Source organism: Paremcibacter congregatus (genome assembly GCF_006385135.1).
In the GTDB taxonomy this organism is placed as follows: Bacteria; Pseudomonadota; Alphaproteobacteria; order Sphingomonadales; family Emcibacteraceae; genus Paremcibacter; species Paremcibacter congregatus.
In genome coordinates this window covers 3,147,105-3,168,375 of record NZ_CP041025.1, presented here as the reverse complement: position 1 = coordinate 3,168,375, position 21,271 = coordinate 3,147,105, and the positions used below count along the sequence as shown (strand labels likewise).

Annotated in this window: 18 protein-coding genes and 1 riboswitch; of the genes, 5 read left to right on the top strand and 13 right to left on the bottom strand. The window is 55.0% G+C overall.

Translation table 11 applies throughout. The features are described from left to right. Nucleotides 1-120 precede the first annotated feature (120 nt). A complete protein-coding gene (locus FIV45_RS14030) occupies nucleotides 121-837 on the top strand; it encodes a hypothetical protein (protein ID WP_099475117.1) in 717 nt (238 codons plus the stop codon). 4 nt (nucleotides 838-841) lie between these two features. Here the strand turns inward: FIV45_RS14030 and lhpI are convergent, their stop codons facing one another. Both lhpI and FIV45_RS14020 read right to left on the bottom strand, forming a co-directional pair. After that, nucleotides 842-1,792 (bottom strand): bifunctional Delta(1)-pyrroline-2-carboxylate/Delta(1)-piperideine-2-carboxylate reductase, encoded by a 951-nt coding sequence (lhpI, locus tag FIV45_RS14025; protein WP_099475118.1) that lies wholly within the window; start codon nucleotides 1,790-1,792, stop codon nucleotides 842-844. 3 nt (nucleotides 1,793-1,795) lie between these two features. Then, nucleotides 1,796-2,836 carry a proline racemase family protein gene (locus FIV45_RS14020; protein ID WP_099475119.1) on the bottom strand — a complete coding sequence of 347 codons (1,041 nt, stop codon included), beginning with the start codon at nucleotides 2,834-2,836 and terminating at the stop codon, nucleotides 1,796-1,798. Between the two features lie 231 nt (nucleotides 2,837-3,067). Between FIV45_RS14020 and FIV45_RS14015 the strand changes: the two genes are divergently transcribed. Both FIV45_RS14015 and FIV45_RS14010 read left to right on the top strand, forming a co-directional pair. Further along, complete coding sequence (locus FIV45_RS14015) at nucleotides 3,068-3,715, top strand: GntR family transcriptional regulator (protein ID WP_133118619.1); 648 nt, start codon at nucleotides 3,068-3,070, stop codon at nucleotides 3,713-3,715. 290 nt (nucleotides 3,716-4,005) lie between these two features. Further along, entirely contained in the window at nucleotides 4,006-6,825 is a 2,820-nt protein-coding gene (locus FIV45_RS14010; RefSeq protein WP_165777106.1) for a TonB-dependent receptor, read from the top strand. A gap of 53 nt (nucleotides 6,826-6,878) precedes the next feature. Here the strand turns inward: FIV45_RS14010 and FIV45_RS14005 are convergent, their stop codons facing one another. The 6 genes from FIV45_RS14005 to FIV45_RS13980 form a co-directional block, all read right to left on the bottom strand. Next, nucleotides 6,879-7,931 (bottom strand): helix-turn-helix transcriptional regulator, encoded by a 1,053-nt coding sequence (locus FIV45_RS14005; RefSeq protein ID WP_099475122.1) that lies wholly within the window; start codon nucleotides 7,929-7,931, stop codon nucleotides 6,879-6,881. Between the two features lie 137 nt (nucleotides 7,932-8,068). Next, nucleotides 8,069-8,836 carry an SDR family NAD(P)-dependent oxidoreductase gene (locus tag FIV45_RS14000; RefSeq protein ID WP_099475123.1) on the bottom strand — a complete coding sequence of 256 codons (768 nt, stop codon included), beginning with the start codon at nucleotides 8,834-8,836 and terminating at the stop codon, nucleotides 8,069-8,071. A gap of 15 nt (nucleotides 8,837-8,851) precedes the next feature. Continuing rightward, nucleotides 8,852-9,868 carry a phosphotransferase gene (locus tag FIV45_RS13995; RefSeq protein ID WP_099475124.1) on the bottom strand — a complete coding sequence of 339 codons (1,017 nt, stop codon included), beginning with the start codon at nucleotides 9,866-9,868 and terminating at the stop codon, nucleotides 8,852-8,854. Nucleotides 9,869-9,879: 11 nt separating this feature from the next. Beyond that, entirely contained in the window at nucleotides 9,880-10,647 is a 768-nt protein-coding gene (locus FIV45_RS13990) for an SDR family NAD(P)-dependent oxidoreductase (RefSeq protein WP_099475125.1), read from the bottom strand. A gap of 10 nt (nucleotides 10,648-10,657) precedes the next feature. Beyond that, nucleotides 10,658-11,914: an acyl-CoA dehydrogenase family protein gene (locus FIV45_RS13985; protein WP_099475126.1), complete on the bottom strand. Its 1,257-nt coding sequence runs from the start codon at nucleotides 11,912-11,914 to the stop codon at nucleotides 10,658-10,660. Nucleotides 11,915-11,928: 14 nt separating this feature from the next. After that, complete coding sequence (locus FIV45_RS13980) at nucleotides 11,929-12,600, bottom strand: histidine phosphatase family protein (protein ID WP_099475127.1); 672 nt, start codon at nucleotides 12,598-12,600, stop codon at nucleotides 11,929-11,931. A 115-nt stretch (nucleotides 12,601-12,715) separates the two neighbouring features. On the opposite strand from FIV45_RS13980, the gene FIV45_RS13975 reads away from it, so the two are divergent. Continuing rightward, the gene (locus tag FIV45_RS13975; protein ID WP_099475128.1) at nucleotides 12,716-13,612 is read left to right on the top strand and encodes a LysR family transcriptional regulator; all 897 of its coding nucleotides are present in this window, start codon (nucleotides 12,716-12,718) and stop codon (nucleotides 13,610-13,612) included. A gap of 24 nt (nucleotides 13,613-13,636) precedes the next feature. On the opposite strand, the gene FIV45_RS13970 is transcribed toward FIV45_RS13975, so the two are convergent. The 5 genes from FIV45_RS13970 to gcvT all read right to left on the bottom strand — a co-directional run bounded on the left by FIV45_RS13970 (nucleotide 13,637) and on the right by gcvT (nucleotide 18,859). After that, on the bottom strand, nucleotides 13,637-14,239 hold the full coding sequence (locus FIV45_RS13970; protein ID WP_099475129.1) for a 2-hydroxychromene-2-carboxylate isomerase: 603 nt from the start codon (nucleotides 14,237-14,239) through the stop codon (nucleotides 13,637-13,639). Nucleotides 14,240-14,395: 156 nt separating this feature from the next. Beyond that, complete coding sequence (gcvPB, locus tag FIV45_RS13965) at nucleotides 14,396-15,949, bottom strand: aminomethyl-transferring glycine dehydrogenase subunit GcvPB (protein WP_099475130.1); 1,554 nt, start codon at nucleotides 15,947-15,949, stop codon at nucleotides 14,396-14,398. Beyond that, entirely contained in the window at nucleotides 15,942-17,291 is a 1,350-nt protein-coding gene (gcvPA, locus tag FIV45_RS13960) for an aminomethyl-transferring glycine dehydrogenase subunit GcvPA (RefSeq protein WP_099475131.1), read from the bottom strand. The genes gcvPB and gcvPA overlap by 8 nt, the downstream gene beginning before the upstream one ends. A 45-nt stretch (nucleotides 17,292-17,336) precedes the next feature. Next, nucleotides 17,337-17,711: a glycine cleavage system protein GcvH gene (gcvH, locus tag FIV45_RS13955; protein ID WP_099475132.1), complete on the bottom strand. Its 375-nt coding sequence runs from the start codon at nucleotides 17,709-17,711 to the stop codon at nucleotides 17,337-17,339. A gap of 14 nt (nucleotides 17,712-17,725) precedes the next feature. Continuing rightward, a complete protein-coding gene (gene gcvT / locus FIV45_RS13950) occupies nucleotides 17,726-18,859 on the bottom strand; it encodes a glycine cleavage system aminomethyltransferase GcvT (RefSeq protein ID WP_099475133.1) in 1,134 nt (377 codons plus the stop codon). A gap of 181 nt (nucleotides 18,860-19,040) precedes the next feature. Then, nucleotides 19,041-19,129: riboswitch (glycine riboswitch) on the bottom strand. A gap of 197 nt (nucleotides 19,130-19,326) precedes the next feature. On the opposite strand from gcvT, the gene sppA reads away from it, so the two are divergent. After that, nucleotides 19,327-21,186, top strand: a complete 1,860-nt coding sequence (gene sppA, locus FIV45_RS13945; RefSeq protein WP_099475134.1) for a signal peptide peptidase SppA — start codon at nucleotides 19,327-19,329, stop codon at nucleotides 21,184-21,186. The last annotated feature ends 85 nt before the right edge of the window (nucleotides 21,187-21,271 follow it).

Here is a 21,271-nt window from a genome sequence, read left to right as displayed (position 1 = left end):
AGGTTTTATTGACAGGGGGGTGATCCCGATTTATTGTTCAGATCCTTCTAATATTTTCCAGTTGCTGTCCAGTTGCGTGAACCTGCGTTAAAAAATAATATTTAGCGGAAAGGAAATGCTATGCCACTCATTATGGTCGAAGTGGATATTCTCGCCAATGGGTCCCTGCGAATTATCCCTAACCCGGTTCGGGTTCGCTCCGGATCAACCCTTATCTTTCATGTCAGAAGTAACGCCAGTGAAGGGTCGCAGTTCACGGTGACCTTTCCCCAAGGACCGAACAGTCCTTTTGAGGAATTTGCCGGCCCCGCCACCATCCCGGCGCGGCGCTGTGTCGGTACCGGGTCTGATGTCAACTGGCCAAGTGGGGTCAGTCGCGCCACCGTGCATCTCTCTGTCCACGGCAGCCCGGTCATCGGGGAGGCGGATGTCGAGGTGATTGATGAGATGGAAGAATGTCAGGACCGCCCAAAGGCGTCTTCAGGCACGATCGTTCAGCATTATTATCTCGCCTCGGGAACTCCGATGCCGGGTGGTTCGACTGCAGCGGTTGCACCGGATCTAGCGGCGAAGTCCACCGATTGCGGTCCGGCAGATGCCAGTGCGGGCCCCTTGTGGGGGCCGTGGGAGGCGACAGCCAAAAAGGCCTCTGCCGAGGCGGCGAAACAGGCGCGCACGCTCGCCGAAGCCCTGTGTAACGGCAAATGCAAGGGCAGCAGCCGCTGCAAATATACCGAACATAAGGCCAAAATCCACGACCTGGAAGATCGCAAGAAGGGTGGTCGCACGGAATATCGCGCCAAAGCCGAAAGCAGCGGCACCTGTCAGTGTGAATAAGGCTTCATAAGTCTGTAAAGCTTTCATATATCAGAATGGCGGCGGCCAGGTCTTCACTGGCTGCGCCGGCGGACTTGAACAGGGTGATGTCCTGTAAGTCGGACCGGCCTTTATGACGGCCAGTGACCAGGTCAGACAGGTCGGCTTTGATATCGCTCATTTTGATCAGGCCACTGTCCAGTGGCTGTGTCAGGTCGCCGGATTCCACGGGCGCGCCGTCTCTGATGTCGACGAAGATTTCCGCGCGCCGGATGATGTCGTCGCCAACTTCCCGCATGTCGGGGCGGTAACTGCCGACCAGATCCAGATAGGTGCCGGGGCTGATCCAGTCGCCCTGTAAAACCGGGGTTTTGCTGTTGGTCAGGGTGGTGATCAGCCGGGCCGACCGGGCGGCGGTGGCCAGGTCTTTTGTGGCGTGTAATTGAGGAATATGTTTCTGCAAGTCTGTGACAAGGGCCTGTGTTTTATCCGCCGAGCGGCCCCATAGCCATAGTTCATTACGGGGATATGCTTGGCTATAGGCTTCAATAAAGGGGCGGGCGAGGGCGCCGGTGCCGATGATGAGATGAGATGTCGGGTCTGCCGGGGCAAGATATTTTGCCGCCAGCACAGAGGTCGCAGCGGTACGCCAACGGGTGATCTCACCGGCATCCATCTGGGCCAGGGGTTGTCCGGTGGCGCCATCAAACAGGCAATATATCCCGGTAATATTGGGCCGTCCCTGCTTGGGGTTGTCAGGATAGAGCGTGATCAGTTTCACCCCGGCATAATGATCCTGGCGCCAGGCGGGCATGATCAGCATTTGGGCGTCCCGGTCCCAGGCGTCCCCCATTTGGTAATGGGCCCGTTCCGGAACCGTGCAGGCGAGGGTAAAGGCTTTTTCCAGTGCCGGAATCAAGGTGTCAAAGCGTAAAATGTCCCGGATTTGATCGGCAGTGATAAAGGGCAGGAGCATGAGTTATATTTCCTTTTGCGACGTCATGACGTCATGAAAAGTATTTCGCAGAGTAAAGCCATAAGTCAAGGAATCTTCCGGGGCGATGATCATCTCGCCGCGGCCGGTGTAATAACCGCACCCGGAAATGCGGACGGCGACGCTGTCCTTTGTGGAGCGGCACAGGCGGGCATCGAAAGGAATGCCGCTTACGCCGGCGAAGCGCGGTCGGGAGGCTTCTGTCACCAGACCTTTCCGGTGATAGAGCGCCATGCGGGCGCTGACGCCACTGCCGGTGGGACTACGGTCTATCTGTCCGTCGCCGAACAGACACAGGTTATAACTGATGGCGTCTCTCACCGGGGGAGTGTCGTCAGTGAGAATGGTGCCATAGAGGAAAGACAGGTCTTCTTCATGGGGGTGAATAATCGGGCGGGTGGCGCGCAGATGGTCTGTAATGCGGTTGGCGGCATCGGCCAGCTGCCGGACGGGGGTGGTGAGGAAATCGAGCCCGAGACGGGCCGCGGGAAGAATGGCGTAATAGGCCCCGCCATAGGCGATGTCATAGGTGATATGGCCTAAACCGTCGAGTTCGATGCTCTCATCCAGACCATCGACAAAACAATCAACACTGTCAAATGCGCTGACCACGTTACCGTTCGCATCTTCTGTTACCCGCACATCAACCGGTCCACAGGGACATTCAATGCGGAATGTGTGGCGGGGCTGGCCCGGGTGTCTTTTCTGATGCTCATCATAGAGATACCGGCCCAGCGCGATGGTGGCATGACCGCACATGGTGCTATAGCCCGAATGATGCATGAACAGGACGGCGACATCGGATTGCGGGTCTGCGGGTTCTGTCAAAACGGCGCCATACATATCGCGATGTCCCCGGGGTTCCATCATCAGTGCCCGTCGGATTGCATCATGGCGTGTCTTCATATCCTGACGTTTTTCGAGCAGGGTCGCGCCATGCAACGTGATCTGGCCTGGCAGCAGCAGCCGCACGGGTTCGCCGGCGGTATGCATATCAATGATGTGTAACGAGGACGGCTGGGACATGGGGCGGGCTTTCCGGCTGTGGATAAACTAGGGCGACCAGAGGTTAATTTGTATAAAATATACGGATAAAATCCGCGCGGGGCAATCCCCATAGACATCATATTGGCAATTTGGTGCGCAAAAAGCACTAATTGTCGGTGGCGGGGAAAGAACACGCTATATTTGGTGGAATGAATGGGCTAAAGTGGTGAAAATATTATAGACATCAAGATAGGTTACCCAGTGTCATCTGTGCCATTTCTTCGTCATACTGTCGCGGACAGTGTTTTTCTAGAACTTAAAAAACGCATCATTTCCGGTGAATATGCGGCGGGGTTTCAATTGCGCCAGGACCAATTGGCGACGGAACTTGGCGCCAGCCGGATTCCGATCCGCGAGGCTTTGTTGCGGCTGGAGGCGGAAGGTCTGGTGGATATCGCGGCCCATAAAGGCGGGGTTGTACGCGGACTTTCTCTTGCCGAAGCAACAGAATTCTTTAATCTGCGCATTCTGATTGAATGCAATTTGTTGAAAGATGCGTTGCCGAACATGACGTCGGAAGATTTTGACCAGGCGGAAGAGTCTTTGCATAAATTTGATCATATGGTGATCAGCGGCCAGAATATTGAACAATGGGCGAAGCTCAATTGGGAGTTCCATAATCATTTTTACCGCGCCGCCAATCAGCCTCATACCCTGAAAATTCTTCAGACCCTGCACAGCAACACGGACCGTTATATCCGTCAGCAATTGTTGCGGGAAGGGGCGCCGGAGCGGGCCCATGAGGAGCATGCCGAACTGATCGAGCTTGGTCGGCGGGGCGATATTACCGGTGCGGCCAAACTCCTGAAAAAGCACATCAGCGCCGCATACAAACAGGTTAAAAGCGCTCTGGTATAAGAGATATGTAACTAAGAAATATCACCAGATTATTCCGTGCAGCTTGTCATTTTCAGGATGAAATTTTTTCGCGTTCCTGGAAACAGCGTGAATATCGCGTTAACCATCATTTTTTTACCGTTCTCCATTATTTGTGTTCCCTAAATTAGGTATCCTTAAGGCCTATTGTTACGCTTGAAACAATAGGCAAGCTTTTGATCTAACAAGAGGAAACGAACATGAAAAATGTTAACTTTAGGACTGATGTAAAAAAGCGATATTTGGGGAGTGTATCAACAGTTATTCTTGGAATGACCCTGCTAACCCCCCTCTGTTCTGCGGTTGCTCAGGAAGCAGAGAATGCAGAAGAACCTGTTTTTGAAGAAATTCTGGTTACTGGGTCAAGAATCAGGACGAACCCCCTGGACAAGGGGGCGCCGATATTGAATGTCACGGCAGAGGATATTGATAAATCGGGTTTGACATCCTTGGGTGATTTTTTACAACGGCTGCCTGGATCAGGTAGTGCGCTAAATACGAAATTCAACAGTTCCGGTAATTTCGGTTTCCCACCAGATGGCGGGGGTATCGGTGCCGGGGCCGCCCAGGTTGATCTGCGTAATCTTGGATCAAAGCGTGTTCTTGTTTTGGTGGATGGCGTTCGTTGGGTGCATGGCTCATCCGCGTCCGGGGTGTCCGGGGCGACCGATCTGAACACCATTCCGACCAGTATTATTGAACGGGTCGAGGTTCTGCAGGATGGGGCGTCGGCGGTTTATGGCTCAGATGCCATTGCCGGAGTGGTCAATATCATTACCAAAAAAAATCAGGACGGTTTTGAAGCTTCTGCGTATGTTGGTGCTTATGATCGCGGTGATGGTGAAACACAGGAATATGAAGTTTCCTGGGGACAGCAGAGTGACAAGATGAATATTTTTGTCAGCCTGAGTTATAATAAGCAAAACCGGGTGAGTGCAGCGGATATTCCGCTCTCGCGGTTTCCCTCAGCTGGCGCGACCAGTTGTGAGGCAGGGGGCTGTAGCTCTGGGACGCCTCAGGGCCGTTTTTTCCTGACTGACCCGAATACCTTGAACCAACTTGACCTGACCCTTAATGACGGGGTGATCAATGATGGTGGCGCCAATATCCCTTTCTATAATCCTGCCGCCCCTGGTACGGGGGACTTTCATGAATTTGCAACGGCGGACCGATTTAATTTTGCGCCGTTCAATCTGGTGCTGACGCCATCTGAACGGGTCGGGGTTTATTCTCAGGTGAGCTATGAGATTGCCGACAATATAACAATGAATTTCAAGGCATTGTTCAATAATCGTCAATCTACCAACCAAGCGGCTCCTGAGCCTCTTTTTATTGGCCCTGAAGCCGGTAACGGGAATCTTCTGGATACAATTTCAATTCATGAAAATAATCCATTCAATCCCTTTGGCTTTACCATTGATGCGGAAACGAATGGATATTTCATGGGGCGTCGTCCTCTGGAAGCCGGGCCACGTATCTTTAATCAAACTGTGAATACCTGGTATGTCTCAGGGGGATTCGAAGGCGCTTTTGAAGCAGGGGACCGTAATTTCTACTGGGATATTACGTCCGCATATTCCAAGAACCGGGCGGATCAGGTCAAGAATGGCGCGTTTAATTCCCGTCATTTGAAAATCGCACTTGGTGATCCGGATGTTTGTGCCGCGACACCGGGGTGTGTTCCGTTTAATTTCTTTGGCGGACAAGGATCGGGCAGTGGGTCTATTACACCTGAAATGCTGGAATGGGTGAGCTTTGTTCAAAAAGATCTCAGCGAACAAACCCTGTTTGATGTGACCGCGAACCTGGCCGGTGAAATTGTTGAATTACCCGCAGGGCCGGTCGGCTTTGCCATCGGGGCTGAATATCGTGAACAATCAGGTTTCTTTGTACCGGATTCGATTGTCACGGCTGGTGAAAGTGCCGGGGTGCCTTCTGGTCCGGCGGACGGCAGCTATGACACGAAGGAATTTTATGCCGAAATAAACCTGCCGCTTATCCGTGACGCGGCCTTTGCTGACCTGTTGGATTTGAACGCGGCGGTGCGCTATTCGGATTACAGTACATTTGGTAGTAACAGCACCTTCAAGGTCGGCGGTAAATGGAGGCCGACACCTGATATCCTGTTGCGGGCATCTTGGTCACAGGGGTTCCGGGCGCCAAATATTGGTGAATTGTTCGGAACGTTTTCCCGGTTTGACCAGACTTTGGCCGACCCTTGTTCGGACTTTAACAATAATGGGGCCTCTGCGACAACCATAGCGAATTGTGTCGCGGCCGGTGTACCGGCAGATGGCAGTTATGCCCAGTTTAATCCGCAGATCTCTGTGATTACGGGCGGCAATATTAACTTGCAACCGGAAGAATCGGAAAGCTGGAGTGTCGGCGGGGTCTGGAGCCCTGATCTGGGCGAAAGCAGTCTGACGCTGGAAGTTAATTACTATGATATTAAACTGGATGATGCGATTTCTGCGGTAGATGCGCAGTTGAAGCTGAATAATTGCTTCACCGCCGGAGATAGTGTTGCTTGTCAAGGGATCACACGAACGTCAGGAGGGGTGATCAACGGTTTTGATACCACCTTGCAGAACATCGGGGGCATCAGAACTTCTGGTTTTGATTTCTCGGCAAACTATATGAGCCCGGAAACGGACATCGGTATGTTTGGCTTTGTCTGGACCAACACCTTACTGTTTAAGTATGAGCGTTTGACAGAAGGGGCCAGTGGATTGATTTCTTCTCGTCTGGAAGGCACCGAACGGGGTGATCCGGAGCAGGCTTTCCCGAAATGGAAATCCACAGGAACGCTGACATGGTACAAGGGAGACTGGACAGCGTCCTGGACTGGTCGTTATACGGCCGGTGTAACGGAAGTGAATGCCGATGACAACCAGATGGCTGCTGTTCTCTATAATGATCTTCAGGTGACATGGGCACCAGAAGAAAGAAACTATAGTGTCAGTCTGGGGGTCAATAATATCTTTGATAAGGATCCGTCCTTATGTACGTCCTGTGCGTTGAATGGCTTTGACGGGTCTCTCCATGATCTGCCGGGGCAGTTTGGCTATCTACGTCTGACGTTCAAAAAATAATCCATAAAAACTATATCTGGAAGGCGGCCTGAGGGCCGCCTTTTTTGGTAATTTCAGACGGTGTCTTTTGCTCGAAAATCTTTGGGCAGAACACCAAAATATTTCTTGAAGGCACTCGTAAAGTTGGTTGAATGGGCATAGCCCAGATCATCTGAGATCTGCGAAATATTCATCCTTTTTGACAACAGAAGTTCACAGGCGCGGTTCATTCTTTTTTCCAAACAGTGTGATGAAATTGACTTGCCATAGGTCGCGCGGAAACCTCGCCGCAATGTTGTCTGATTAAGCCCGATCAGACGAGAGATTTCTTTTGTGGGTGGGGGAGAAATATAATGGGTTTTTAAGAGGTCAAAGACTTTCTGGAATTTTTCAGTATTGTGAACAGTGGCAAGAAGCGTTGGATCCGGTTCAGGACACTGGGTGAAATTCATAAGCCAGTGACTTAATAATTCTCTGACCTTAGACTTTATGGCGAACCTTTTCAGTTCGCCTGACGCGGATAAATTCTGGATCTGGAATATCTGGCTGCGATCAAATGCAGACAGTTCAATTTCATGACCTTCCAGACCAAACCGCTGATCTAGCAGCATGCGCAGTTTCTTCTGGTTCTCGTAAGGTAACAGCAGACACAGTTTTTCCATATAACTTTTGGAAAGATACAGGGCAACGAACAAGCAAGTCATGTCTTTGGGGTAAAAAAGATTGATGGTTTCGCCTGCCTGGACATGATGTAATGAGATTTTGCCCTGTGGGGCAGAATAGGACTGGACGCCTTTGACATTGATTTTGATGGCCCCCGAGACGATATACCGCAGAATAAAATGTTCCTGATTAATGTAACTGGATAAATCAATGTTCTGATTATAACTGCAGCGCCCTGAATAGGAGGTTATATCAGGGTCAAGGCGGTTAAGTTGCCAATAACCATGGCCGATTTTTCGGTCAAGTTCCACACGAAACTCAGAAAGGTTGGCGGTGATGTTTTTATCATGCAGATGTTGTTTCTCGGTGCCTAAAGGTAAATATGACCCGTGCGATAGAAAATAGGTATAGACCTGCTGAGCATGTCTATTTATATGTTCTAGTGAAATATTTCTTTGTCCCACCAATTAAGTCCCTCCGAAGTCCTCCCGGTTTATATCTTGATGCATGAAATGCACTTTTTACGGCTTCGGTATATCTAGCGGCAACTATAAATTACATTATACGGGTACTTAAGTCAATTAAGGTCAGGCGGGTATAATTACGCCGTAGTCAGGCCGCCGTCGAAGGCAAGGGCCTGGCCGGTGGTGAAGCTGTTCTCCGTACTGCACAGCCACATCATGCCATGAACGATCTCTTCCGCCGTGCCGAGGCGACCCATGGGGATATTGTTGGCCATGTCGGCCTCACGCTTGTCGCCGCCCTTGCCGTCAATGATCTGACCGACCATCGGGGTATAGCAAAAGGCCGGGCAAATGGCGTTGATGCGGATGTTCTTACGGGCATATTCCAGCGCTGCTGTCTTGGTCAGGCCAATCACCGCATGTTTGCTCGCGGCATATATGCCCATATAGGGCGCACCGATCAGGCCCGCGACCGAGGCGACATTGAGGATCACGCCGTGGCCTTGTTGGCTCATCTGCTGCAGCTCCTGTTGCATACAAAGGAAGACACCGCGCACATTGACCGCCATCACCTGATCGAATTCACTGAGGCTCGCCTCGCCAATACGGGCCATCTCATTAGCCATGCCGGCGTTGTTGATGGCGATGTCGAGAGCGCCGAAGGTTTCAACCGCGCGTGTCACCATATGGGCCACCTGGTCCGGATCACTGATGTCGCAGTGGAGCGCCAGAAGGCGATCGGTCGACAGGTCGAGCAGAGAGACGGTTTCGGCAAGTCCGGCTTCATTGATGTCGGAGAGCACCAGCTTCGCCCCGGCTTTACTGAATTTTTCCGCTGCGGTGCGGCCAAAGCCGGAGCCTGCGCCGGTGATCTGAACGATTTTATCGGTGAAGTCGAGGGGCATGGGAGATCCTTCTGTCTAGAGGACGTTATATTCTTTGAGAATGGCGAGGGCCTTGACGGCCAGTGGGCGGGCGAGGCGACCGACCTCCTGAGCGCGGGCATTGGACGCATTGCCGTCGAGGCTACGCTTCATCACCCCCTGGACAATGGCGGCGAGGCGGAAGAAACTGAAGGCGAGATAAAACGGCCAATGGGTGATCCCGGTCAGGCCCCGGCGCTCGGCGTAGGCGCGGACATATTCCTCCTCCGTCGGAATGCCCAGCGCCGCGCGGTCGATCCCGTCAAGCCCGCGCATCAGGGAGGCGCTCGGCATGCGCCACTGCATACATTGATAGGCGAGATCGGCGAGGGGGTGGCCTAGGGTCGACAGCTCCCAGTCAACCACGGCTATGATTTCCGGTCGGGTAGGGTGGAAAATCAGATTGTCTATGCGATAGTCGCCGTGGATCAGGCTGACCTGACCATCGTCCGGCGGGATATGATCCGCGACCCATGCCATGAGCTGTTCCATCTCGTCGATGGTTTCGGTTTCGGACGCCTTATATTGGCTGGTCCAGCGGCCGATCTGGCGGGCGAAATAATTGCCCGGCTTGCCGTAATCCTGCAGGCCGTGGGACTTGAGATCAACGCTGTGGATCGCCGCCAGCACCCGGTTCATCTCAAGATAAAGTGCGCCGCGCTCAGCCGGTGTAAAGTCGGGCAGGGCCGGGTCCCAGAAAATCCGCCCGTCCATATATTTCATGACGTAAAACCAGTTGCCGATCACATCTTCATCCTGACACAGATGCAAGGGTGTTGCCACCGGCACATCGGTGCCGCCGAGGGCCTTGGTGACCTGATATTCCCGGTCGACCGCATGGGCGGATTTGAGCAATTTCCCCGGTGGCTTACTGCGCAGGACGTATTTGCCGGAGGCGGCGGTGATCAGATAGGTCGGGTTCGACTGCCCGCCGGGAAATTTCTTGAGGGTCAGGGGGCCGTGAAACCCGTCGATATACTGTTCGAGATAGGCGGTGAGCTTTGCCTCATCCATGGTCTGTTCCCCTAATGTGATTTGACCAGATGACCGCCGTCGACGATCAGGGTGGTGCCATTAACAAAAGACGACGCATCGCTGGCGAGCAGCAGCAGCGGGCCGTCCAGTTCCGCGAGGTCCCCGAGCCGCCGGGCCGGAATGGTCTTGATATAGGCCTTGCCCTTTTCCGTATCGAAAAATGTGGCGTTCATTTCCGTCTTGAAATAGCCGGGTGCGATGCTGTTGACCCGGATGTTATAGCGCATCAGTTCCGACGCCATGCAGCGGGTCATGTGAATGACCCCGGCTTTCGAGGTGGCGTAGGCGGTCTGCAGGGTCTGGAAGGCGAGGCCAAGCAGGGACGAAATATTAATCACGACACCGGGTTTGTCTGCTCTGACCAAACGGCGGCAGCCTTCCTGCGCCACCCGCCAGACGCCCTTTAGATTGGTGTCCATGGTGAAATCCCAGCTGTCCTCGTCCATATCAAGGAAGGATCTGGTGTCGGCGACGCCGGCGTTGCAGACAATGACATCAATGATGCCCATTTGCGCCTCGGCGGCATCATAGGCAGCGCGCACGCTGTCACCGTCGGTGACATCCATGGTGACGGCCATCACGGTTCCACCTTCACCGGCAATTTCACCGACCAGTTGATCAAGTTTGTCGCGGCGGCGGGCGGCGACGACGACAGACGCGCCGGCGCGGGCCAGGGTTTTGGCAAAATGACCGCCCAATCCGCTGGAGGCCCCGGTGATGAGGGCGATCTTGCCCTGTAAGCTGAATATATCTTGCATCGGATATCCTTTATAACGTGCGCTGGGGCGCGGTGAGATAGGGCAGGGTGAAACCGGGCCTGTCCTGGGCCTGTTTGATTTCCAGCCGGGCAATGGCGCGTAAGTGCACCTCGTCAGGGCCGTCGGCATAACGCAGCGCCCGGCCCCAGGTCCAGATATCGGCCAGCGGCGTGTCGGGGGAAATGCCCATGGCGCCGAAGACCTGCATCGCCCGATCGGCAATGGTGGTCTGCATATGGGGAACAATGGCCTTGATCATGGAAATTTCCTTGCGCGCGCCCTTGGCCCCTACTTTGTCAATCATATCGGCGCATTTCAAGACCAAAAGCCGGGCCTGATCAATTTCCATGCGCGACCGGGCGATCCATTCGCCGACCGCGCCATGCTGATGCAGGTATTTTCCGAAGGATTTACGTTCCTGAGCCCGCTCGACCATCAGGTCCAGCGCCAGTTCGCTCTGACCGATGGACCGCATGCAGTGATGGATGCGACCAGGGCCAAGGCGCGCTTGCGCCATCATGAAGCCATCGCCTTCGCCGCCGAGAAGGCTGGTCTTTGGCACCCGGACATCTTTGAAGGTGATCTCGCAATGGCCTTCCGGCGAATGATGGTTCATGACGGAGATATTGCGCTCGACCGTGACGCCGGGGCGGTCCATCGGCACCAGGATCATGCTTTGCTGACGGTGACGGTCGGCATTGTCGGGATCGGTCTTGCCCATCAGGATCATGATTTTGCAGTTGGGATGGGCGGCGTTGGAAATAAACCATTTGCGGCCATTGATGACATAATCATCGCCGTCAGCGGTGATCAGGGTCTGGATATTGGTGGCGTCGGAGGAGGCGACATCCGGTTCGGTCATGGCAAAGGCGGAGCGGATTTTTCCCTCAAGCAGGGGGGCAAGCCACTGGGCCTTTTGTTCATCCGTGCCGAACATATGCAGGATTTCCATATTACCGGTATCCGGGGCGCTGCAATTGAAAACTTCCGACGACCACAACACCCGGCCCATGATTTCCGCCAGCGGGGCATATTCAAGATTGGTCAGGCGTGTGCCCGCTTCCCCGTCCTGCAAATGCGGCAGGAACAGATTCCACAGACCCTCGGCTTTCGCCAGCGCTTTCAGGTCTTCCATGAAAGAGACGGGGAAGGTTCCGGCGTGAATCTCGTCATGATGCTGGCGGAGGCGCGGTACGATATGCTGTTCCATGAAATCGGTCACGCGACGGCGCAACTCTTCCACTTTGGGGCTATGGTCGAAATTCATCTTATGTCTCCTGATCAGCTATAGGTGATGGCGCCCAGACGGTCGGGCCGGTCCAGATGCGGGATATTGTTGAACGTGGCCAGATGCAACGCATCGCGGCCGATATAAATGTGCGAGAAACTGGCGTTTTTAATCTGCAGGTTGAGGCCAATGACCCGCCCCGCGTCCAGCCCGAGAATGTGACCGAGGGCCAGAGCAATGGCGCCGCCGGAACTGACCACCAGACAGCTGCGCGGGGCGCTATCCTGAATATGGATCAGCGCGCCCGTCACCCGACCGTGAAAATCGGCCCAGCTTTCGGGGATATCGCCGGTGAGCCTGTCCTCAGACCATAGGGCGAGGGCCCGTTTCAGGCGTTTGTAAAAAAGCGCGCGGTCACCGTCTTTAGGCAGGGCCGCTTCTTCGGGGTGCTGGGCCATATAAGCCTTATAAAGCGCGGTGAAATCATATTCATTCAGGCCGGCAAGAGACGTCTGCGGTGGCAGGGCGCGATCCTGCAGAATGGCGTCGGCGGTCTGCTGATGACGGGTCTGGGTGCCGGTGAAGAGATGGTCGAAATTGATGTCCCGTTCGCTGAAATAAGCACCGAGGTGGCGCGCCTGTTGCAAGCCAAGCGGCGACAGCTGATCATAATTTTCCGCATTGAATGAGGCCTGTCCGTGGCGGACCAGATAAATTTCACCCATGATGTCCCTACTGTTTCCGGTGTGTCTTTGGGGCTGAGTATAGGGCGCTTTCTTATATTTTTGAAATTTATTATATCTATGATATATTATTCATAAAACAAATAATGGAACCGACATGCAGCTCAGCCAGACCGATCTTAATCTGTTTATCGTCTTTGAGGCCATCTACCGCGAGGGCAACCTGACCCGGGCGGCGGAGCAGTTATGCCTCAGTCAGCCGGCGGTGAGTAACGCTCTGGCGCGGCTCAGGCGCACCTTTGATGATCCGCTGTTCATCCGAAGTCGTCAGGGTATGTTGCCGACCCCGGTGGCGGAAAATATTATTGGCCGGGTGCGCGAGGCCTTGCAACTGATGAGCAGCAGTTTGACCGAAGGTACTGTGTTTCAGGCGGCCCAGTCCGACAAAAGTTTCCGCATCAATATGTCCGATTTGATTTCCGCCATGATCCTGTCGCCTCTGGTGCAGGCCGTCACCCGGGAGGCCCCGGCGGTGCATCTGGAAAGCTATCATATTCCGCGCGGGGATCTGCTGCGTGATCTGGCGTCGGGGGCGGTGGATCTGGCGATTGATGCGCCGGTGTTGAGCGACCCGCAGCTCTGTCATCTGCCGTTGCTGAAGGAACGCTATGTCTGCATGTTGCGCAAGGGGCATCCGCTGGCGGGCGATCGCCTGACGTTGGACGATTATCTGTCCCTGCAGCATATTCACGTTTCCAGCCGTCGTACTGGGCCGGGTTATGTGGAACAGGCGTTGAATAATATGGGAAAGAGCCGCGACGTCCACTTGCGGCTGCAGCATTATATGATTGCGCCGGGGGTGGCACTGGCCTCTGATCTGGCGCTGACGGCGCCCTTGCGGCTGGTGCAGGCCTATGATGCGCAGATCTACGAGTTGCCTTTCGCACTGCCGGAGCTGGAATTGCATCTTTACTGGCACAAAAGCCGCGACAAGGATCCGGCCAACCGCTGGATGCGTCAGCTGATTACGGATCAGGCGCAGGATCAGATGTGAAAAAGTGAGCGTTCTATGGCGCCGTCAGTTTTTATGTGCGGCGATATGGGCGTCCAATGCGGCTAGCCGGTCTGCTCCCCAGAACATCTCGTTGCCGTAAAAGAAGATGGGTCCGCCAAAGACGCCCTTATCCTGGGCGGCGGCGGTTCCCTGTTTCAGACGCGCTTTATAGGTTTCGTCCTGCACGGCAGTTAGAAAGGCGTCACTATCCAGATGAAGCCCATCGACAATCTTACGCAGAGTGTCGGGCTGACTGATGTCCTGAGAGGTCGAGAATATCGTGGTAAAGACCGTGGCGGCGTAATCAGTGATTTTTTCCGGGGCGGTATCGAGAATCCAGTAAGCCCCGCGGGCGGCGGGGATGCTGTTGACGGGAAAAGGGTCCGGCCAGCGATAGGGCAGTCCCGCCAGCGCCGCCGAACGCATGGTATCATGCCAGATATATTTCTGTTTTGCGGATCCGGCTTCGGGCATCGGGTGACCCAGGTTTTTGAAAATAGCACCGAGGGCGATCGGCTTCCATTGCACCGTGAGACCATGCTTGTCAGCAAGCGCGACAATATCCTTATGGACAATATAGGAATAGTTGGAAGAAAAATCGAAGTAGAATTCAATAAAGCCAGACATAATAATATCCTAGTTGCAGAGGCATGGTTGGAGGGAGAAGCCTACCTCAAAACGCGGGAAAGGGGCAAGGAAGGATATCTGTAGACCAAAAACAGGCAAAGGGGCGCCCGATATACGGGCGCCCCTTTGCTGTAAGAGTCTTTGAAGGTATGAAGCCTATTCCGGTTTGGTCCAGCGCAGCACCGGACTGCGGGCCGCCCGGGTTTCGTCCAGACGTTTTCGCGGAGCCAGATAAGGCGCGCCGCTGAACAGATCCTTGTTGCCGGATTTCGCCTGTTCGACCAGATGGCGCAGGCTGCCGACGAACTGGTCGACGGACTGTTTGCTTTCGCTTTCGGTCGGCTCGATCAGCATCGCGCCATGCACCACCAGCGGGAAATACATGGTCATTGGATGATAGCCTTCGTCGATCATCGCCTTGGCGAAATCGAGGGTCGCGACCCCGGTATCGGCGAGGAAACGATCATCGAACAGACATTCATGCATGCAGGGGCCGTCGAAGCTGGCGGTCATCACGTCCGACAGGGAGGCCATGACATAGTTGGCGTTCAGCACACTGTCTTCTGCGACGCGGGCGAGCCCGTCGGTGCCGTGGGACATCATGAAGGCGAGGGCGCGGATATTCATGCCCATCTGACCATGGAAAGCGGTCATGCGGCCAAAACTGTCCTTGCTGCAGCCGTCATCCGTGACATGCTCCACCAGATCAAACCCGTCTTCACCGTGCACCACATAGGGCACCGGCGCGAAAGGCGCGAGGGCTTCGGACAGGACCACGGGTCCCGCGCCGGGACCGCCGCCGCCGTGCGGGGTGGAGAAGGTTTTATGCAGGTTGATATGCATGGCGTCGACGCCGAGGTCACCGGGGCGCACCTTGCCGACGATGGCGTTAAAGTTGGCGCCGTCGCAGTAGAAGTAACCACCCGCCGCATGAACGGCATCGGCGATCTCGATGATGTCACGCTCAAACAGGCCGCAGGTGTTGGGGTTGGTCAACATGATGCCGGCGACATCGGGACCAAGCGCGTCCTTCAGGGCCTGAAGATCAACGCGTCCGTCTTTGGTTGACGGGATATTCTTGATCTTATAGCCGCAAAGCGCCGCCGTGGCCGGGTTGGTGCCATGGGCGGATTCCGGGGCGAGAATGACGGTGCGGTTTTCGCCGCGCTTGTCGAGCGCCGCCTTGATCGCCATCACACCGCAGAGTTCGCCGTGGGCGCCCGCTTTCGGGGACATGGCGACGGCGGGCATGCCGGTCAGGGTTTTCAGCCAATGGGCCAGGGTGTCCATCAGATCAAGTGCGCCCTGAACGGTGGAAACCGGCTGCAGCGGATGAATATCGCCGAGGCCCGGCAGGCGCACGACTTTTTCATTGATGCGCGGGTTATGCTTCATGGTGCAGGAGCCGAGCGGGTAAAGCCCCATGTCAATGGCGTAATTCTTGCGGCTGAGGCGGGTGTAATGGCGCATGCATTCCGGCTCGGACAGGCCGGCGAGACCAATCTCATTGTCGCGGGTGACGCCGCCGAGGCGGTTTTTGAACTCGCCAACCTCTTCCAGATCGACGCCGCAGGTCTGGCTGTTGCCAATTTCATAGATCAGCAGTTCTTCCTGATCCAGGCCGCGGTTGCCGGAATGGGTGGTGACATTGTTGTTGGACAGGGCAGCGGCCGTGTTGATATCGGTTTGACGTCCTTGATTATTAAGCATGTGCCAGCTCCTTCAGTTCGGCGACCAGACGGTCCATGTCATCCTCGGTCACGGTTTCGGTGACGGCGACCAGCAGCTTGTTGGTCATATCCGGATTGTCAGGATAGAGGCGCGACAGCGGCACCCCGGCGATGACATCCTGATCGGCCAGCCGTTCAACGGCCTCCGCCGCGCCCATCGGCAGGGAGACGGTGAATTCATTGAAGAAACTGTCGTTGAGAACGGATACGCCGTCAATGGCGTCAAGCTTGTCGGCCAGCGTCACGGCTTTGGCGTGATTAAGCTGCGCCAGATGACGGAAGCCTTTCTCGCCGAGCAGGGTCATGTGAATGGTAAAGGCCAGGGTGCAAAGACCGGCGTTGGTGCAGATGTTGCTGGTGGCCTTTTCCCGGCGAATATGCTGTTCGCGGGTCGACAGGGTCAGCACGAAGCCGCGCTTGCCGTCTGCATCTACGGTTTCGCCGCAGACCCGGCCCGGCATGGTGCGGACGAATTTCTGACGGGTGGCGAGCAGACCGACATAGGGACCGCCGAACGTCAGGCCGTTGCCGATGCTCTGGCCTTCGCCGACGACGATGTCCGCGCCCATGGAACCGGGAGAGCGCACCGCGCCGAGGGAGACTACTTCGGTGACCACGACAACCAGCAGGGCCTTCTTGGCGTGGGCCGCTTCGGCCAGTTTCGTGTAGTCCTGAATATTACCAAAAAAGTCCGGGTTTTGAACGACGACACAGCTGGTCTCATCATCGATCTGGGCAATCAGGTCATCGAGGAAATAGGTGCCGACTGGATTTACCACGGCCACGTCGTCGGTATATTTGGTGACCGTTCTAACCACCTCGACATATTGCGGGTTGAGGGTGCCGGACAGGATGGCTTTCTTCTTCCGGGTCGCCCGGCGGGCCATCAGGACCGCTTCGCCACAGGCGGTGGAGCCGTCATACATGGAGGCGTTGGAGACTTCCATACCGGTGATTTGCGCCACCTGGGTCTGGAATTCATAGAGCGCCTGCAAGGTGCCCTGTGAAATTTCAGGCTGATAAGGGGTGTAGGCCGTGAGGAATTCGCCGCGCTGGATCAGGTGATCGACCGAGCTTGGCACATAATGGCGATAGGCGCCGGCGCCGACGAAAAAGGGCACGGAGCCCGCCGGGACATTCTTATTGGCAAAGCCGTTGAATTCCCGTTCCACTTCCATTTCGGACATATGGGTCGGCAGGTCGACATGTTCTTTCAGCAGCGCGTCCCGCGGCACATCCTTGAACAGGTCATTGACATGACTGACCCCGATTTTTGCCAGCATCGCCTCGCGGTCCGTCTGACTTAGTGGTAAATAACGCATGGTTTCACAACCCTTATACTAAACGTAAATTACACAGATCTGATTTTATTCGAGACCCGCAATAAAGGCTTTATAGCCTTCTTCATTCATCAGACCGGCGAGCTCATCGGCGTCGGCAATCTTGACTTTATAGAACCAGCCATCGTCTTCGGCTTGGGCGTTGACCAGAGCCGGTTCATCTTCCAGCGCGGTGTTGACTTCAACAACTTCACCGGAGACGGGGGCGTAGATTTCACTGGCGGCCTTGACGGATTCTACGACGGCGATTTCTTCCGCCTTGGCGAATTCACTGCCAACTTCCGGGACTTCGACGAAGACAATGTCGCCGAGGGCGTTTTGCGCATAATCTGTAATACCTACGGTGCCGGTGTCGCCGTCAACGGAGATCCATTCGTGGTCTTCTGAATAATATGTTGTCATGATGTTTACCTATCCTATACTGTTTTTCTGAAATAACGTTGGGGGACGAATGGCGTTTTGGCCACCCGAGCGGGCAATTGCTTGCCGCGCACCGACAGGAAAATTTCCGTGTCTGGTGCAGAAAAATCTTTATTAACGTAGCCCATGGCGACCGGGCCGCCGAAGGTGGGGCCAAAGCCGCCACTGGTGACCGTGCCGATCTTCGCGCCGTCTGCGTCAAGTATTTCGGTGCCTTCACGGGCGGGGGCGCGACCAGTAGGCAGAATACCAACCCGTTTTTGCGCGTAATCCTTGCTGGCGATTTGTCCAAGAATAATGTCCGCGCCGGGGAAACCGCCTTCTTCGCGGCGACGCTTGCTGATCGCCCACAGCAGGGAGGCTTCTACCGGGGTTGTTTCGGGTGTCAGGTCATGGCCGTAAAGGCACAGACCGGCTTCAAGGCGCAGGCTGTCGCGGGCGCCAAGGCCGATGGCTTCGACTTCCGGTTCCCCGAGCAGGGCGCGGCAGACTTCCTCGGCCTGATCGGCGGGAATGGAAATTTCATGACCGTCTTCGCCGGTATAGCCCGAGCGACTGATGTAACAATCCGCGCCGCAGATGCTGACTTCCTGATAAGTCATAAAGTCCATCTCGTCGGCGGCTTCCGCGCCGCCTTTGGCGAAACGGGCGAGAACCTCGGCGGCTTTCGGGCCCTGCAGGGCGACGAGCGCGCGGTCGGTGAGTTCTGTCAGGGTAAAGCCGTCGGGCAGGTGAGCGCGCATATGGGCGATGTCCTGTTCCTTGCAGGCGGCGTTAACCACCAGGAACAGATCATTGGCCCGCTTGGTGATCATCAGGTCATCCAGAATGCCGCCCTTGTCATTGGTGAACATGCTGTACCGGATGGCGTTGACGTCGAGATCGACGATATTGCCGGGCACCAGGGTTTCGATCCAGCGATCGGCGTGTTCCCCGGTGATGACGACCTGCCCCATATGGGAGACGTCGAACAGTCCGGCGGCGCTGCGGGTGTGATTATGTTCGCCCATCACGCCGAGCGGATATTGCACCGGCATCAGGTAGCCTGCGAAAGGCACCATCTTGCCGCCCAGTTCTTCATGCAGGCTGCAGAGGGGTGTTTTTAACAGATCGCTTGAATCGGTACTCATGTATTTCTCCAGAGGTCGCACTTTAGCACGCAAACCCGTGCTATCGGTGCCCCCTCTGTCATGGGTACCTGAGAGATTTGACCTTATTTGCGGACGCTATCGCCTTGCGGCTTGTTCAGCGCCCCTTTCATAAAGCTTACCCCGTCGGTGGGGTTTAAAAAACCCTCTTTCCAGAGTGCTTGCGTATCCTGCGGTCCTTTTGCCTGAGAGTTTCCGGGGCGGTTGCTCCTTCGGCGCTGGCGTTCCACCAGTCTCTCCCGCAGGGATCATAAGCATGGCGACATAATAGTCTTATATTGGGCAGAGTCAATCGCGGAAGCGAGGCCTGAATAAGGAAAAAATATTATGCGGCGGTCAGGTAAACTTTAAGTCATTGTACAGGGAGGCGATATCTGCGATATATAGAAGATATGGACTGGAGTTTGTTGCCGGTCCGGTCATTACAATAATTGGGAAATTACAGGATAATGAGCATCATAAAAGTGATCTTTTCATCACTCTGGCAGGCGTTGAAAGTTTCTTGGCGGGTTTTTCGTAAATTTCAATCTGCGGTGGGCACGCTGCTGTTTTTGATTTTGGTCGTATTCATTCTGGTGTCGGTCTTTAAGGTCGATCAGGTGACTGTACCGGACAAAGGTGCTTTGCTGGTTTCCCTTGAAGGGGCCATTCAGGAACAAAAGGTTTACAACAGTTCGCCGACACAGGCCCTGAGCGGCAATGCCAAAAAACGCCAGACCGTCCTGCGGGAAGTGATCAAGGCGATCGATATTGCAGCTGAAGATGACAATATCACCATGATGATTGTCAATACCAACAGTCTCGGGGGGGCGATGCCCTCCAAACTGCATTATATCGGGGAGGCGATGCAGCGGTTCCGCAAAACGGGCAAGAAAATTGTCACATATGGCAACAGTTTCAGTCAGGGGGGCTATCTGGTCGCGTCTTACGCAGATGAGGTATATTTGCATCCTTATGGCGCGGTGCTGATGTATGGCTACGGGTCTTATCAAAATTATTACAAGGACTTCCTCGACAAGATCAAAGCCGAGGTGCAATTGTTCCGGGTGGGCAAATATAAGTCAGCCATGGAACCTTTTATTCGCAGTGATATGTCGCCGGCGGCCCGGGATGCGATGAAGGTTCTTCTCGGGGGATTATGGTCTGAATATACCAACAGTGTGGTTGCCGGCCGTGATCTGGACCGGGAGGCTTTCCTGCACCACTTTGATACCGTGGAAGAGGATCTCAAGGCGGTGGACGGTGATCTGGCGGCGCTGGCGCTTTCCTATCGTCTGGTTGACGGTCTGAAAACCCGGGAAGAATGGCGGGCTTATCTGGCGGACCAGCTGGGCACGGACATTAAAAACCTGAAGAGCAAGATCATCAATCATCATGCTTATCTGGGGGCGCAATTACCAACGCTCAAGGTTAAGGAAAATACAATCGCGGTGATTTATGCCAATGGTACAATCATGGACGGGCAGCAGCCACGCGGAGTCGCCGGGGGCGAAACAGTGTCGCGTCACTTGCGGGAAGCCCGGTTGAACACCAAGGTCAAGGCTGTGGTTCTGCGGGTCAACAGCCCGGGGGGCAGCGCGTTTGCCTCCGAACTCATTCGTCAGGAAGTTCTGCTGTTGAAAGAGGCCGGCAAGCCGGTCGTGGTATCGATGGGTTCTCTGGCGGCATCGGGCGGCTACTGGATTTCCGCCAATGCGGATGAAATATGGGCTTCTCCGACGACCATTACAGGGTCAATCGGTATTTTCGGGGCGATCCCCAATTTCGAAGGCACTCTGGCGGCTGTCGGCATTAACACCGACGGGGTCGGCACCACGCCGCTGTCGGTGGCCGGCGTTACCAAACCTCTGCCGGAACCGGTCAAAGCCGTGATTCAGAGCAACATCGAGAATGGTTATGATCGTTTTCTGAAGCTGGTGGCGGAAGGTCGCAATATGACCGTGGAACAGGTTCATGAAATCGCCCAGGGGCGGGTCTGGACCGGGGCCAAAGCCAAGGAGCTGGGACTGGTGGATCAGCTGGGAACCTTTGAACATGCGGTGGCGTCGGCGGCTAAAATGGCGGATCTGGAGGATTATCGCGTTGGCTTCTGGGAAGACCCCGTACCGTGGGACATCAAGATGATTTCTGAATTTATGGAGCGCCATACGGGGCTGGGCAAGATGTTGATGGCGAAAACCGTAACCCCTCAGGATATTCTGGCGGCGCGGATTATGGATAAGCTGTCCCTGTTTGGTCAATTGAATGACCCCAATCACGCCTATGTGCTTTGTGTGAGTTGTCTGGCGGATTTCGGGAACAGACCGTAACGCCGGCCCCATTCCTTCATAAATAAGAAAGCACCGCATCCTTGTTTTGCGGTGCTTTTTTTGTCGGCAAAAGTCTGTTCAAGCC

What these genes read in the sequence shown, in the direction of transcription:
- lhpI (WP_099475118.1), bottom strand. Translation starts at nt 1,792, where the DNA reads ATGCTCCTGCCCTTTATCACTGCCGATCAAATCCGGGACATTTTACGC.
- FIV45_RS14020 (WP_099475119.1), bottom strand. Translation starts at nt 2,836, where the DNA reads ATGTCCCAGCCGTCCTCGTTACACATCATTGATATGCATACCGCCGGC.
- gcvH (WP_099475132.1), bottom strand. Translation starts at nt 17,711, where the DNA reads ATGACAACATATTATTCAGAAGACCACGAATGGATCTCCGTTGACGGC.
- FIV45_RS13985 (WP_099475126.1), bottom strand. Translation starts at nt 11,914, where the DNA reads ATGAATTTCGACCATAGCCCCAAAGTGGAAGAGTTGCGCCGTCGCGTG.
- sppA (WP_099475134.1), top strand. Translation starts at nt 19,327, where the DNA reads ATGAGCATCATAAAAGTGATCTTTTCATCACTCTGGCAGGCGTTGAAA.
- FIV45_RS14000 (WP_099475123.1), bottom strand. Translation starts at nt 8,836, where the DNA reads ATGCCCCTCGACTTCACCGATAAAATCGTTCAGATCACCGGCGCAGGC.
- gcvPA (WP_099475131.1), bottom strand. Translation starts at nt 17,291, where the DNA reads ATGCGTTATTTACCACTAAGTCAGACGGACCGCGAGGCGATGCTGGCA.
- FIV45_RS13995 (WP_099475124.1), bottom strand. Translation starts at nt 9,868, where the DNA reads ATGGATGAGGCAAAGCTCACCGCCTATCTCGAACAGTATATCGACGGG.
- gcvT (WP_099475133.1), bottom strand. Translation starts at nt 18,859, where the DNA reads ATGAGTACCGATTCAAGCGATCTGTTAAAAACACCCCTCTGCAGCCTG.
- FIV45_RS13980 (WP_099475127.1), bottom strand. Translation starts at nt 12,600, where the DNA reads ATGGGTGAAATTTATCTGGTCCGCCACGGACAGGCCTCATTCAATGCG.
- gcvPB (WP_099475130.1), bottom strand. Translation starts at nt 15,949, where the DNA reads ATGCTTAATAATCAAGGACGTCAAACCGATATCAACACGGCCGCTGCC.
- FIV45_RS14030 (WP_099475117.1), top strand. Translation starts at nt 121, where the DNA reads ATGCCACTCATTATGGTCGAAGTGGATATTCTCGCCAATGGGTCCCTG.
- FIV45_RS13970 (WP_099475129.1), bottom strand. Translation starts at nt 14,239, where the DNA reads ATGTCTGGCTTTATTGAATTCTACTTCGATTTTTCTTCCAACTATTCC.
- FIV45_RS13990 (WP_099475125.1), bottom strand. Translation starts at nt 10,647, where the DNA reads ATGCAAGATATATTCAGCTTACAGGGCAAGATCGCCCTCATCACCGGG.
- FIV45_RS14010 (WP_165777106.1), top strand. Translation starts at nt 4,006, where the DNA reads ATGACCCTGCTAACCCCCCTCTGTTCTGCGGTTGCTCAGGAAGCAGAG.
- FIV45_RS13975 (WP_099475128.1), top strand. Translation starts at nt 12,716, where the DNA reads ATGCAGCTCAGCCAGACCGATCTTAATCTGTTTATCGTCTTTGAGGCC.